The organism is Phenylobacterium sp., assembly GCF_036495085.1.
Taxonomy (GTDB): Bacteria; Pseudomonadota; Alphaproteobacteria; order Caulobacterales; family Caulobacteraceae; genus Phenylobacterium.
On record NZ_DASXNL010000132.1, the window covers coordinates 1 to 12,993 of the forward strand.

At 67.4% G+C, this 12,993-nt stretch carries 10 protein-coding genes; 1 reads left to right on the forward strand and 9 read right to left on the reverse strand.

The annotated features are described in order from the left end of the window. The 8 genes from VGI62_RS14775 to ppc all read right to left on the reverse strand — a co-directional run. Positions 1 to 1,417, reverse strand: a 1,417-nt coding sequence (locus tag VGI62_RS14775) for an FAD-dependent oxidoreductase (RefSeq protein ID WP_331505274.1), incomplete at its 3' end; no start/stop codon positions are given. Positions 1,418 to 1,425: 8 nt separating this feature from the next. Continuing rightward, complete coding sequence (locus tag VGI62_RS14780) at positions 1,426 to 2,526, reverse strand: aminotransferase class I/II-fold pyridoxal phosphate-dependent enzyme (RefSeq protein WP_331505276.1); 1,101 nt, start codon at positions 2,524 to 2,526, stop codon at positions 1,426 to 1,428. 10 nt (positions 2,527 to 2,536) lie between these two features. Then, entirely contained in the window at positions 2,537 to 3,289 is a 753-nt protein-coding gene (locus VGI62_RS14785; protein ID WP_331505277.1) for an enoyl-CoA hydratase/isomerase family protein, read from the reverse strand. Further along, positions 3,286 to 4,473: a CoA transferase gene (locus tag VGI62_RS14790; protein ID WP_331505278.1), complete on the reverse strand. Its 1,188-nt coding sequence runs from the start codon at positions 4,471 to 4,473 to the stop codon at positions 3,286 to 3,288. The genes VGI62_RS14785 and VGI62_RS14790 overlap by 4 nt, the downstream gene beginning before the upstream one ends. A 30-nt stretch (positions 4,474 to 4,503) precedes the next feature. Further along, a complete protein-coding gene (locus tag VGI62_RS14795) occupies positions 4,504 to 5,274 on the reverse strand; it encodes an SDR family NAD(P)-dependent oxidoreductase (protein ID WP_331505279.1) in 771 nt (256 codons plus the stop codon). Positions 5,275 to 5,290: 16 nt separating this feature from the next. Continuing rightward, positions 5,291 to 6,700, reverse strand: a complete 1,410-nt coding sequence (locus VGI62_RS14800; protein WP_331505280.1) for an AMP-binding protein — start codon at positions 6,698 to 6,700, stop codon at positions 5,291 to 5,293. An 8-nt stretch (positions 6,701 to 6,708) separates the two neighbouring features. Further along, a complete protein-coding gene (locus tag VGI62_RS14805; protein WP_331505282.1) occupies positions 6,709 to 8,502 on the reverse strand; it encodes a DUF885 domain-containing protein in 1,794 nt (597 codons plus the stop codon). An 80-nt stretch (positions 8,503 to 8,582) separates the two neighbouring features. Then, the gene (gene ppc, locus VGI62_RS14810) at positions 8,583 to 11,291 is read right to left on the reverse strand and encodes a phosphoenolpyruvate carboxylase (protein ID WP_331505283.1); all 2,709 of its coding nucleotides are present in this window, start codon (positions 11,289 to 11,291) and stop codon (positions 8,583 to 8,585) included. 89 nt (positions 11,292 to 11,380) lie between these two features. On the opposite strand from ppc, the gene VGI62_RS14815 reads away from it, so the two are divergent. Beyond that, positions 11,381 to 12,652 (forward strand): amidase, encoded by a 1,272-nt coding sequence (locus tag VGI62_RS14815; RefSeq protein WP_331505284.1) that lies wholly within the window; start codon positions 11,381 to 11,383, stop codon positions 12,650 to 12,652. On the opposite strand, the gene VGI62_RS14820 is transcribed toward VGI62_RS14815, so the two are convergent. Then, positions 12,636 to 12,989 carry an MmcQ/YjbR family DNA-binding protein gene (locus tag VGI62_RS14820; RefSeq protein WP_331505328.1) on the reverse strand — a complete coding sequence of 118 codons (354 nt, stop codon included), beginning with the start codon at positions 12,987 to 12,989 and terminating at the stop codon, positions 12,636 to 12,638. The two genes, VGI62_RS14815 and VGI62_RS14820, sit on opposite strands and share 17 nt — an antisense overlap. Positions 12,990 to 12,993: the final 4 nt, after the last annotated feature.

A 12,993-nucleotide genomic window follows, 5' to 3' on the forward strand; every position in this document is an offset into this window, starting at 1 on the left:
TGAACAGGAAGAGGTGGCGCAGCGCCCGGGTCTTGGTTTCGCCCGTCTGGCGGTTGCGGCACGTGATCGATGAGACGCCCTTTGAACGTTCGCCGCCGATCCCGACGATCTCGGTATGGGTGTGCAACTCGACGTTTGGCAAGGCCTTGATCCGATCGATCAAGTAGCGCGACATGGTCGCTTCAAGGCCCTGCCCACGCACCACCAGGTGCAACCGCTTGACCCTCGGCGCCAGGTAGACCACCGCCTGGCCCGCAGAATTTCCGCCGCCCACAAGGGCCACCTCTTCGCCCTCGCAGAGCTTCGCCTCGACGGCGGAAGCCCAGTAGGAGACCCCAGCCCCCTCAAACGTCGCGATGTCGGGAATGTCCGGACGCCGGTACCGGGCGCCGGATGCGACCACGACGGTTCGGGCGCGCGCTGTCGAACCATCAGTCAGCTCCAGCCGCAGCGGCTCGCCGGGGGCCGGCGCGCAGTCCAGCCTTGCGACCTCAAGCGGCACGGCGATCTCCGCGCCGAATTTCAGGGCCTGGTTCCAGGCCCGTCCCGCGAGCGCCTGGCCGGAGATACCGGTCGGGAAGCCCAGGTAATTCTCGATCCGCGCCGAGGCGCCCGCCTGACCGCCCATGGCCCGCTGGTCGAGAACAAGCACCGACAGGCCCTCCGAGGCCGCGTAAACGGCGGTGGCGAGGCCTGCCGGCCCCGCACCCACCACGGCCACGTCATAGAGTTTTTCCGGGTCGAGCGGGATGATAAGGCCAAGGCAGGCCGCCGCTTCGGCGTTGGTGGGCCGTCGCAGCACGGACCCGTTCGGGCAGACCATCAGCGGCAGCTCGTCTGGCCGCACACCCATTCGTTCGACAAGGGCGTGCCCCTCACCATCTCCCAGGGCCGCCAGCACCGTGTGCGGGTAAGCGTTGCGCGACAGAAAGCCCTGTAGCCGGACGACATCGGGATGATCCGGCGCCCCAACCAGGATCGATCCCACCGACGAGGACTCCAAGAGGCCCATGCGCCGCAGGATCAGAGCGCGCATGACGATCTCGCCGAGCTCCGCCGTACCGATCAAAAGCGCGCGCAAGTGAGCGGCGTCAAAGGGCAACGCCGTCGCGCCCTGCGGCCCTGCCCGCGCCGTCGCCAGGGTGCCCCGGCCCGCGAGCTGATTGACCTCGCCGGTGAACTGGCCTGCGGTCTCGACGCCAATCGCCTCCTGATGGCCAAGGCCGTCATGGCGGGTCAGTTCGATTCCGCCGTCGAGCAGCAGCCATGCGGGCACGTTGCGCTCACCGACATCGTACACGAGCTCACCCGGCGCAAACGTCCGTGCAGGGCCACTTGCAAAGCGCCCCGCAGTCTCGATCTGGGCGGCGTCGAGCACCGGAAACATCTGAGATTGGCGGGCGTCGATCAGGCTCATGGTGTGGGCTAGCCGCCCAGGGCCGCGGAAACGGCGAGGAGACCGGCTGCAAGATCCTCCGAAGTCGGCCAACCGTATCCGACCCTGAAGCAGGTGTCTGGCATCTCGAACCAGTGACCGGGCCCCACATAGGCCCCGTGCTCTTCCAACAGGCGTCGATAGAAGGCCCGCGTGCCGCCCGCGGGCTCTGCCCTCATTCGCGGGAAGCAGACGACCCCGCCGCTTGGCCGGACCCATTCAAGGCGGTCTTCGCCAGCCATCCATTCGTCGACCATCGCCAGCCTGCGCCGCATCTCGACCAATCGTGGCGTTAGGATCTCTGTGCGGCGCTCCATCACCTGTTCGGCAACCCACTCGTCCATCACGCTGCCACAGATGCTGATCTGCTCGCTGGCCGCCAGGAACACCTCCTGCAAGGCCGGGTCGCGCGTGATCAGCCAACCGATCCGGATGCCCGGTACGCCGTAGGCCTTGGAGAGCGACGAGACGCTGATGACGTGGTCACCCAGCGCCGCGGCCGGCGGCAGCCGACCCACGTAGGAGAGATCGCGGTAGGTCTCGTCGACCAGCAGCCGGCAATCGTGCCGGGCCGCCAGCTCCACAAGCCGGCGAAGTTCCGTCTCGCTCATCATCAATCCGGTCGGATTGTGCGGACAGGTGACGCTGATGATCTTGGTGCGCGGTGTAAGGGCCGCAGCGAGGCGATCGATATCCAGGCCGAACCCCTCCTCGAAAGAGAGATCGATGTGGGTCACCTGGCAGCCGATGGCCCGCGGCGTCTCCAGGTTGGTCGAGTAGTTCGGCCGCATCACGACAAGATGGTCGTCCTTCCCGAGCAGCGCGGTCGCCACGATGAAGAGCGCACCGGCCGCCCCCGTGGTGACCAGCACGTCACCAGCGCTCAGACCCTCACCGTCGGCCGCGATCAGCTCGCGCAGCCGCTCTCGGCCACGGTGCTCCCCGTATAACAGCGGCAGGTCTGGGATGGTGAGGCCCAGGTCAGAGAGCTTCTGGTCGGCGACCGAGCTTTCCGAGAGGTTGTAGCGGATGCGCGCGTAGCCGTACTCCTCCGGCGACTCCACCTCGATCGGCATGCGGACGTATCGCAAAGGCAGGGTCCTAGCTTCGCGTGAAAGTCGGTTCGCGCCGCTCGCGGAACGCCGCCAGCGCCGCCTTATGGTCGTCGGAGCGGCGCAAGATCCGCAACTCCGGGCCTTGCATGGCCGCAGCTTCCTCAGGCGAGAGATCAGGGGCGCGGGTGGCCATGCGCTTGGTGGCCTCCACCGAGAGCGGCGCGCGGCTGGCGATGCGTTCGGCCAGGGTGATCGCGGCCTCACGCAGGCGGTCCGGCGCATGTAGGCCGGTGACCAGGCCAAAGCGTTCGGCGGTTTCGGCGTCGTGTGGCAGGCCGGTGAGCAACATGGCCTTGGCGCGGCTCACTCCGATGAGCCGAGGCAGGCGGTACGTAGAGGCCATCAGACCGACGTTGACGCCGGCGCAGACGAACTTGGCTTCGCTCGAGGCGAGGCGGATATCGCAGCAGAGCGCCAACTCGAATCCGCCGCCGACGCACCAGCCGTTGACTGCGGCGACCACCGGCACGCGGGTCGCCTCCAACCTGTCGAGCAATTTTCCGAATCCGGCCAGGTCATCGCTTTGCGGCGATGCATTCTTCAGGTCGTCGCCCGAGCAGAACGCCCGTCCGCGGCCGGTCAGAATGAGGCAGCGCAGGCCCTCGTCAGCTTCCACGCGATCGAGCACGTCCATGAACGTCCGGCGCATTTCGACGCCTAGGGGGTTCATCGGCGGATTGTCGATCTCCAGAAGCACGACCGCTTCGCTGATCGGCTCGACGTGGACCTGCCCGCTCATTCCGCGCTCTCCGGTTTGCGTTCGCAGGCCGCTGCGCCCTCGGCGATCAGCGCCTCGATCTCGGCATCGGCGAAACCAGCCTCGGCCAGCACCTGGCGGGTGTGCTCGCCGACCTCGGCCGGGCCACGCCGCAGCTCGACCGGCGTGTCGTGCAGCTTGATCGGCGTTCGCACAAAACGACGTCCGGCGACCTCGGCGAGGAGGCCGCGCGCCTTGATCTGCGGATCGCCCCAAGCTTGGGCGATCGTGTTGAGCGGCCCGGCGGGCACGCCCTTGGCCTCAAGCTTCGCCATCCAGTTGGCGGTGGTGTCGCCGGCAAGGACGCTTTCGATCCGCGCCTGCAGGGCGTCGCGGTTCTTCACCCGGCGATTGGGACGATCGAAGCCGTCCTCCTCGGCAAGGCCGGGTTGGCCCAGCGCCTCGCAGAACCGCCCCCAGAGGCGCTGGTTGTTGACGCCGACCACCATGTGCCCATCGGCTGTCTTCAGCGCCTCGTAGGGCGCGGCCAGCCGATGTCGGGTCCCCTTGCGGGTCGCGACCTCGCCCGTGGTCAGGAAGAGGCCACTCTCCCAGATCGTGTAGGCCAGCGCAGACTCCAGAAGCGAGGTCTCAACATGCTGACCCTTGCCGGTGGCATGCCGATTTTGCAGAGCGGCCAGCACGCCCACCGCGCCGAACACGCCGGCGTTGAGGTCCGACAACGGCACGCCTGCGGCGCAGGGGATGTCGCTCCCGTCTTCGCCGGTGAAGCTCATGATGCCGCTCATGGCCTGGGCGATCAGGTCGAAGCCGCCCCGGTCGCGATAGGGGCCGTCGAGGCCGAAACCGGACACCGAGCAGTAGATCAGCCGCGGGTTCAGCGCCGAAAGCTGCTCATAGCCCAGCCCCATGCGCTCCAGTGATCCCGGCCGGTAGTTCTCCACGAAAACGTCAGCCGTCTCCGCCAGCTTGCGCAGCGTCGCAGCGCCCCGCTCTGTGCTGAGGTCAAGCGCGATTGCCCGCTTGTTGCGGTTGACGAAGTCGAAGGCGCGGAAGGCCGCGCCGGGGTGACCGCGGGTGGTCTCCCCGGCTGGCGGCTCGATCTTGACGACATCGGCGCCCAGGTCGGCGAGCACCATGGAGCAATAGGCGCCGGCGATGACGTGGGTGCAGTCCAGGACCCTCAAGCCAGTAAGCGCCGCCATGACATTGCCTCCGTTTTCAGCGACTTACATCTAGAAATTCGCGCGACGTGAGATGGCGCCGTCGACGAGCATGTTGATGCCGGTCGTGAAGGCCGAGCGCGGCGAGGCCAGGAACACTGTGGCCGCCGCCACTTCCTGCGGCGTGGCCATGCGACCAGTCGGATTGCGCTTGATCGTCTGCTCGAAGAAGCCGGGCATGCCGGCCTTCACATTGGCCCACACCCCGCCCTCAAAGAACACCGTGCCCGGCGAAACGACGTTGCAGCGGATCTTCTTGGGCGCGTTCTCACGGGCCACACCCTTGGCGTAGTGGATCAGCGCGGCCTTTATCGCCCCATAGGAGTTGGGGCTGTCGGTCTCGACGGAGGACACCGAGGACGTGATGATGAAGGCAGCATCGCCGGACCTCTGGGCGGCTGCTTCCATGAACGGCCGAGCCGCCTCGAAGCTGCGGACAGCGCCCATCATGTCGATGTCGTACATGGCCTTCCAGGCTTCTTCCGAATTGCCCTGGACGAGCGCGCTGGCGTTCGACACCAGGACGTCGATGCCGCCCAGCGCCTCGGCCGCGCCTTCGACGAAGGCCTTGAGGGCGCCGCCTTCGGCGATGTCGACGACCTGGCCCCAGGCTTTCACGCCTTTGGCCTCCAGCGCCTTCACGGTTTCGGCGACCTGGTCGGCATTGCGGGCGCAGATGGCGACATTGGCGCCCTCCTCGGCGAAGGTCTCGGCGATGGCCAGGCCAATGCCGCGCGTGGCGCCGGTCACCACCGCAGTCTTTCCCTTCAGATGCAGATCCATGATGTCCCTCCCATGCTCATCCGCCCGCTGCGAAGAGCCCGGCGTAGCGGTCGCGTAGCAGGTTCTTCTGCACCTTGCCCATGGCGTTGCGCGGCAGTTCGTCGACGAAGACGATCCGCTTGGGCGCCTTGTAGGGCGCGAGTCTGCAGCGGCACTCGGCGATCATCGCAGCTTCGTCGCCGGCCCCGATCACCACGGCCACCACGCCCTCGCCGAAGTCCGGGTGTGGTACGCCCACCACGGCGCTCTCCGTCACGCCGGCCAGCTCGTCGAGCAGCAATTCGATCTCCTTGGGATAGACGTTGTAGCCCCCGGAGATGATCAGGTCCTTGGCCCGCCCGGATATCCAGACACGCCCGTCGGGGTCGCGCCGGCCGACGTCGCCGGTGATGAAATAGCCGTCGGCGGTGAATTCCTCGGCGGTCTTCTGCGGCATGCGCCAGTAGGCGGAAAAGACGCTTGGACCCCGAATTTGGATGACGCCGGTCTCCTCTCCACCGGCGATCCGCAGGTCTACGCCCGGCAACGGATAGCCGACGCTTCCTGGCACACGTTCGCCGGCCAGCGGGTTCGAGGTGATGATCACCGCCTCGCTCATCCCATAGCGCTCGAGGATCCGCATGCCGGTCCGCGCCTCGAATTCGGCGAACGTGGATTCCAGCAGAGGCGCGGAGCCGCAGATGAAGAGCCGCATGTGCTGCGCACGCGCCTTGGTGAAATCAGGGTTGGCCAGCAAGCGCGTGTAGAAGGTCGGCACACCCATCATGACGGTGGAGTGGGCCAGCCCGCTGATCACCTGGGCGTCGTCGAACTTCGCAAGCCAGACCATCGGCGCGCCCGACAGAAACGCACTGTGCAGAGCCACGAAGAGGCCGTGCACGTGGAAGATCGGCAGGGCGTGCAACAGCACGTCGTCAGGTGTGAATCCCCAGGCCTCGTGAAGCGCCAGGGCGTTGGCGGCGAGATTGCCGTGGCTCAGCATCGCCCCCTTGGAACGGCCCGTCGTACCGCTGGTGTAGATCAGCGAGGCGAGGTCTTCCTCGGCGCGCGGGACAGCGGCGGCCAGAGGCTCGGCTGCCTGGGCCTGCGCAAGGAACGCCGGTGCGTCCTTGAGAAAGAGCTTGGGTTCGGCGTCCCCGACGAAATAGTCGACTTCCGCGGCGGTATAGGCCGCGTTCAGAGGCAAGAAGACCGCCCCGGCCTTCAGGACCCCCAGATAGATCATAACGCCTTCGACGGACTTCTCCGCCTGCAGCGCGACCCGGTCGCCGGGTTCGACGCCCTGAACGATGATCTGGCCGGCGACCTGGGCTGCGCCCGCCTCCAAGGCGGCGTAGCTCACCTGCGAGCCGTCGCTCAGCAGGAAGGCCGGCTTGGATCGGTCGGCCGGAAAGCCTTCAGCCAGGAGGTCGTAGAGGTTAGCCATCTGAGCCCCTACCCTTGCGGTTTCTGCCAGGTCACCGGCATGGGATCGCGGCCCCCCTCTGCAATGAACCGGTCGATGCGGGCGCGCAGCACCGGCAACGGCACCGCGCCCATCGACAGCACCGTGTCGTGGAATGCGCGGATGTCGAACTTCGGGCCCAGCGCCGCCTCGGCCTTGGCCCGTGTATCGATGATCGCCATCTCGCCCAGATAGTAGCTCAGCGCCTGACCGGGCCAGGAGATGTAGCGATCGACCTCGATCTGGATGTCGTGGTCGGCGAGCGCGGTGTTGTCGTGAAGGTAGGCGATCGCTTGGGCGCGGGTCCAACCCTTGTGGTGGACGCCGGTGTCGACCACCAGCCGCGCCGCGCGCCACATCTGGAAGGTCAGCATGCCAAAGCGGTCATAGGGCGTGTCATACATCCCCATCTCCACGCCCAGTCGCTCGCAATAGAGCGCCCAGCCCTCCCCGTAGGCGGAAATGTAGACCTCCCGGCGGAAGTCGGGCAGGCCCGCCTGCTCCTCCGCCAGGCCGCCCTGCAGCGAGTGGCCGGGGGCGGACTCATGCAGCGTCAGGGCCGTAAGATTGTACAGCGGCCGCGACGGCAGGTCGTAGGTGTTCAGAAGGTAGGTCGACGTCCCTCCACGAGCGCTGGTGTAGAAGGGCGCGATGTCGGGCGCGACCGGCTCGATGCCGAAGCGGCTGCGCGGCAGCCAGCCGAAATAGGCCGACAGCTTGCCATCGACGCGCTTGGCGATCCATGCGGCGCGGTTGAGGAGTTCCTGCGGGTCTTTGACATAGAAGCGCGGATCGTTGCGCAGGTATGCCAGGAAGGCTGGGAAATCGCCTTTGAAGCCGGTCTCGCGCATCACGTCGAGCATCTGCGCATGGATCTTGGCGACCTCGGCGAGACCGAGCTGATGGATCTGCTCGGGATCCATGTCCAGCGTTGTGAACTCACGGATCTGCGCGCGGTAGTAAGCCTTTCCGTCCGGCAGGTCCTCGGCCGCCAGGCTAGTGGCGGCGTGCGCGATGTAGTCGGTCCGCAGATAGGTGAGGAGTTCGCCGTAGGCCGGCTTCACCCGGGTCTCGATCGCGGCCTTGGCTTGGGCTTTCAGCGCAGCCTGTTCGGCGGGCGACACCGAAGCCGGCATCGCCTTGAACGGCTTCCAGAGGTTGGTGCTCTCGGCGTCCTTGGCCTCGGCGACGGCGGAGACCGAGACGTCACGCCCGGCCAGCGTCACCTTCGGGGGCGTAAAGCCGCGCGCCTCGCCTGCGCGCATGTTGGCGACTTCCTCGCCGAAGTAGCGCGGGATGTCGTTCAGTTGGGCGACGTAGTTGCGGTAATCCTGCGCCGTGTGGAATGTCCGCGAGGCCGTAAAGCCCAGGGCCGACCAGAAGGAGGAGTCGGAGTTGAACGGCTTTTCGTATTCCCGGAATTTCTGCTGATTGATCAGGGTGTCGATCTGGTCGCGATAGACCTCGTAATTGACCGCCTCTTCGGGCGAGAGGCTACTCTCGGCGATCCCATCGAGTTGCCGGCGCACATCGCGCCAGTAGGCCAGCCTGCGGGTCTGACTCTCAGCATCGACCTTCGGCAATCGATCAGCGATCGGAGCATCGCCGCGGTCCTTCCCCGGGAACTCGTTCTCCCGCCAGGCCCATTCACGTTTGTAGATCGCCTGGAAGCGTGCGTCGGACTCGCTCTGGTTGGCCGCCGAAGTGACCGAGGCCGGCTGTGCGAGCGAGGGAGCCGCCGCCCCCATCGCCAGGGTCAGGCAGGCCAGAGGCCAAATGCGCATCGAGTCGCTCCCCACATCGTCGGACGGTTCGACTTCATGGAAAGCTGTGCGCCCGTCAAACCCTTCGGCGCGGCCAGCCGCTAGCCGGTGTTCCGAAGACCGGCGGCGATCCCGTTGATCGTCAAGTGGATGCCTTCCTTCACCGCCTCGTCCTCGTCTCCCCGGCGCCGGCGGCGGATCAATTCGATCTGCAGGTGGTTGAGCGGATCGATGTAGGGCAGGCGCGAGCGGATGGCGGCGGCAAGGTCGGGGTTCTTCTCAAGCAACGCCGCCTGGCCGGTGATCCTGAGCAGGGCCTCGTTGGTCCGCTCCCATTCGGCCCTGATCTGGCCAAAGACATTGTCAGCCAGCTCTCGGTCCTCGACCAGCCCCGCGTAGCGTCCGGCGATAGCCATGTCACCCTTCGCCAGCACCATCTCCATATTGGCCAGGGCCGAGGAGAAGAACGGCCAGCTCTGGTAGAGCTCAGCGAGTTCCTCGATGGCGACGCCGGCGTCACGCACAGCCGAACCGAAGCCAAACCAGCCGGGCAGCAACGCGCGCGACTGCGACCAGGAGAACACCCAGGGGATGGCGCGAAGCCCCGCGATGCTGCGGCTCGCCTGGCGCGAGGTCGGACGGCTGCCGATGTTCAGGTCAGCGATCTCACTGATCGGCGTGGCGGCGTAGAAGTAGTCGACGAAACCTGGGGTGTCGTGCACCAGCGCGCGGTAAGCGGCCATCGAGCCCCTGGATAGGGCCTCCATCGCCTTGGCGTGGGGCTCGGTGACGCCGGAGTCGGCCTCGCCGCGGAAGGAAGCAAGCACCACGCCCGCGGTCAGGGTTTCGAGGCTCTGCCGGGCAAGTTCAGGATCGGCGTACTTGTTGGCGACCACCTCGCCCTGCTCGGTTATCCGGATACGCCCATTCACGGTGCCGCCGGGCTGGGCGAGGATCGCTTCGAAGCTCGAGCCGCCGCCGCGGCCGACAGCGCCCCCTCGACCGTGGAACAGCTGCAGCCGAAGGCCCTCGTCGCGGGCGACACGGCCCAGGGCCCGGGAGGCCTGGTAAAGCTCCCAGGTCGAGGTCAGGTAGCTGCCGTCCTTGTTCGAGTCCGAGTAACCGATCATCACCTCCTGCAGGCCGATCGGCTCAGCCAGCTTGCGGATCAGCGGTAGGGCCAGATAGGCCTTGAGCGTCTCCGGCGCGGCGCGCAGGTCGCTGATCGTCTCGAACAGCGGCTCGGCGAAGACCTGGGTGGTCGGGGGTGCGCGAGGCGGATCGCCCGGAGCGTAGAGGCCCACCTCCTTCAGCAGCAGATAGACCTCCAGCAGGTCCGAGACCGAGGTCGTGTTCGAAACGATGTAGGCGCGGATCGCGTCACGTCCGTAGAGCCGTTTCACCTCGGCCGCTGCGGTCAGCACGCCATACTCGCGCTGGGTCTCCTCGCTGTAGGTGGCGAAAGGCGAATGCAGCAGCCGGCCGTGGCTCAGCTCACCGATCAGGAGGTCACAGCGTTGCGCCTCGTCGAGCGCCTCGTAGTCAGCGCAGACGCCGGCCACCCTCAGCAGCTCCGCGGCTGTGCGGGCGTGAACGGCCGAGTTCTGGCGCAGGTCGAGGCGAGCCAGATGGAACCCGAAAGTGTCAACCGCGCGGATGAGGTCCGGCAGGGGACCGCGCCGGAATGTGGGGCCGTGCTTTGCCAGGACGCTGGCCAGCACCGTCTCCAGGTCCGCCTTGAGCGCGTCGGGACTATCGTAGGGCTCGGCGTCGGCGGCCGGCGGGCGCGGCGAAGGCTCCCCGATGAGCCGCACGTAGCTGGCGGCCAGGCGCGCGTAGACCCCGGTCAGCGCCTGGCGGTAAGGCTCGTCTGCCCGGTGCGGTGAGGCGTCGTGGGCCGCGTCGGCGAGCGCCTGCAGCTGTGGAGTGACAGACGCCAGCCTGGCCGACATTGAAAACTCGGCGCCCAGCGCGTGGATATCCTCCAGGTAGATCCGCAGCGCCGCTCGCGATTGCCGCCTCATCGCCTGGCGCAGGACCTCGGCTGTGACGAACGGGTTGCCGTCCCGGTCGCCGCCCACCCAGGAGCCGACGCGCAGGAAGCTGGTCAGCTCCTGCGGCTCGCCCAGCACCTCCAGCCAGTGCGCATAGAGACTCGGCAGCTCGGGCAGGAAGCTGCGTTCGAAATAGGAAACCGCATTCTCGATCTCGTCGCCAACGCCGAGCTTCACCGAGCGCAACAGTCGCGTACGCCAAAAGATGGACACCTGGCGCATCAGTTCGCGCTCGATGGCGGCGCGCTCGGCCTCGGTGCGGGCGTGATCGTAAGTGTCGAGGTCGTCGGCGATGGCGCCCACGCGGTCGAGCACGCTCTTGCGGCGCACTTCGCTTGGGTGAGCGGTGATCACGGGCGAGATCAGGGCGTGCCGCAGAAGCTCGACCACAGCGTCCTGGCTGACGCCTTCAGCCTTCAGAGCGCGGACTGCCCCAGCCAGCGTGTCCGGGCGGCTGTCGCCGCCCCGCCCGCGTTGCCGTTGGATCTGGTCCTCGGCGATGTTGGTGATCTGCAGGAAGCAGGCGAAGGAATGGGCGAACCGCACGGTGTCGGGCAGGCTCAGCCCCTCCAGCCGCTCGGCCATGAGCTTGGCGGCTTTTGGCGTCCCCTCGCGGTGGAAAGCGACCGAGGCCTGGCGGATTTCCTCGATCTGGCTGAACACCGCCTCGCCGTCCTCGGCGCGGATCACATCGCCCAGCACCCGGCCCAGGAACCGGACGGTGGTTCGCAACTGGTCGGGAAGAGCGGTCGCCATATCCGGAGGAAAGCCACAGCAAGCTGCGCACGTCATCTGGTTTCCTGGCGTTGGACCAGCGATAGTCCTCAAAGCTGAGAGGAAGCTTGATGTCCCCCGACGAGGCTCTCACCCGGATCCGCCGCTATGACGGCCGCCTGAAGGCCTTTGTCCGTGTATTCGATTCTCCACTCGGCAAGGGCGACGGGCCGGTGTTCGCGATCAAGGATCTGTTCGACGTGGAGGGCGTGCCAACCGGTGGCGGCGCCCAAGTCCCCCTGGCCGAACACCCGCCGGCCCACGCCCTTGTGGTCCGCAAGTTGCTCGATGCCGGCTGGCGCGCGGTAGGCAAGACCCACACCGTGGAGCTGGCCTATGGCGGCTGGGGCACCAATCGGGCCGTCGGCGCTCCCTGGAACCCCTGGGACGCGTCTGAACATCGTGCGCCGGGCGGCTCCTCGTCCGGCTCGGCGGTGGCGGTCGCGGCGGGGCTGGTCGACGCGGCTTTGGGCAGCGACACCGGCGGCTCAGTGCGAATCCCGTCTGCGGTATGCGGCGTCGTCGGCCTGAAGCCCGGCCGTGGCCTGGTCAGCCTGAGAGGCGTCCATCCGCTTGCGCCGGCCCTGGACACCGTTGGCGCGCTTGCCCGCGACGTGACGACGGCGGCCCGGATGCTCGCCGTAATCTCCGGTCCCGACGACGCCGCAGCGACGCGCGGGCCGTTCGACGCGGACGTGGCCTTGGCGACGGAGGTGACCGGCCGGCGGCTGGCGGCCATTCCGCTGGAGCACCTGGGCGAGATCGACGTCGAGGTCGGGCGTCTCTATCTCGCGGCTCTCGACCGGCTGCGCAAGACGGGCGTTACCGTTCAGATGGTCCGCCCCCCCAAGGCCCTCGAGGACAGCTTCGCGCCCAACGGCGTGCTGATGGCCGGCGAGGGCTGGCGGATCTGGCGTGACCGGATCGAAACCCACGGAAAGCTCATGGACCCATGGATCGTCCGCCGTTTTGAGGTCGGCCGCGAAATCACCGATGAGCGCCTCGCCCAGGTCCACGCCCAGCGCGCCGAGGACCAGGCGCAGTTCCACGGATGGCTGGGCGGCTACGACGGACTGCTCACCCCCACGTGCCCGATTCCAGCCCCGCCGATCGATCAGGTCGACGAAACCGCCTCCCCGCTCAGCCGGCTCACCCGCGCCGCAAACTATCTGGATCTGCCTGGCATCAGCCTCCCCTGCGGCCTCACCAAGGACGGAATGCCGGTCGGACTACAGATCCTCGGCCGGCCGCGCGATGAGACCACGGTCGTGGCGCTGGGCGCAGCGTTCGAGACGGTCTCCGGATGGAACGGGCGCGGTCCAGACCTCAGCGGGTTCGACTAGAGGCGTCCTCTAATAGCGCCTTGGGCGCCGCGAGCCGCCAAGCTTCGCGCAGCAGCGCTGCGAACTCTTCCTCCTCGATCGCCGGCAGGCGGACCAGGACAGCGGGGTAGCCGCGATGGTGGTCGTCGTCGAAGAAGCGGTCCGGCGCGGCCGTCACCAGCATTTCCTTGCGCGTGAGCTCACAGCGCACGGCCACGGCGTCGGGCTGCGGCACGCGGGGCTTCTTCGGCGATTGTCGCTTCAGATAGGTCCAAACAAGGCCCCTTCCGCCCCGCACCTCCAGCGCCAGGCGCGCCTCGCTCGAGCGGTCCTCGACGCCCGGCAGGCCCAGGGCCAGTCGT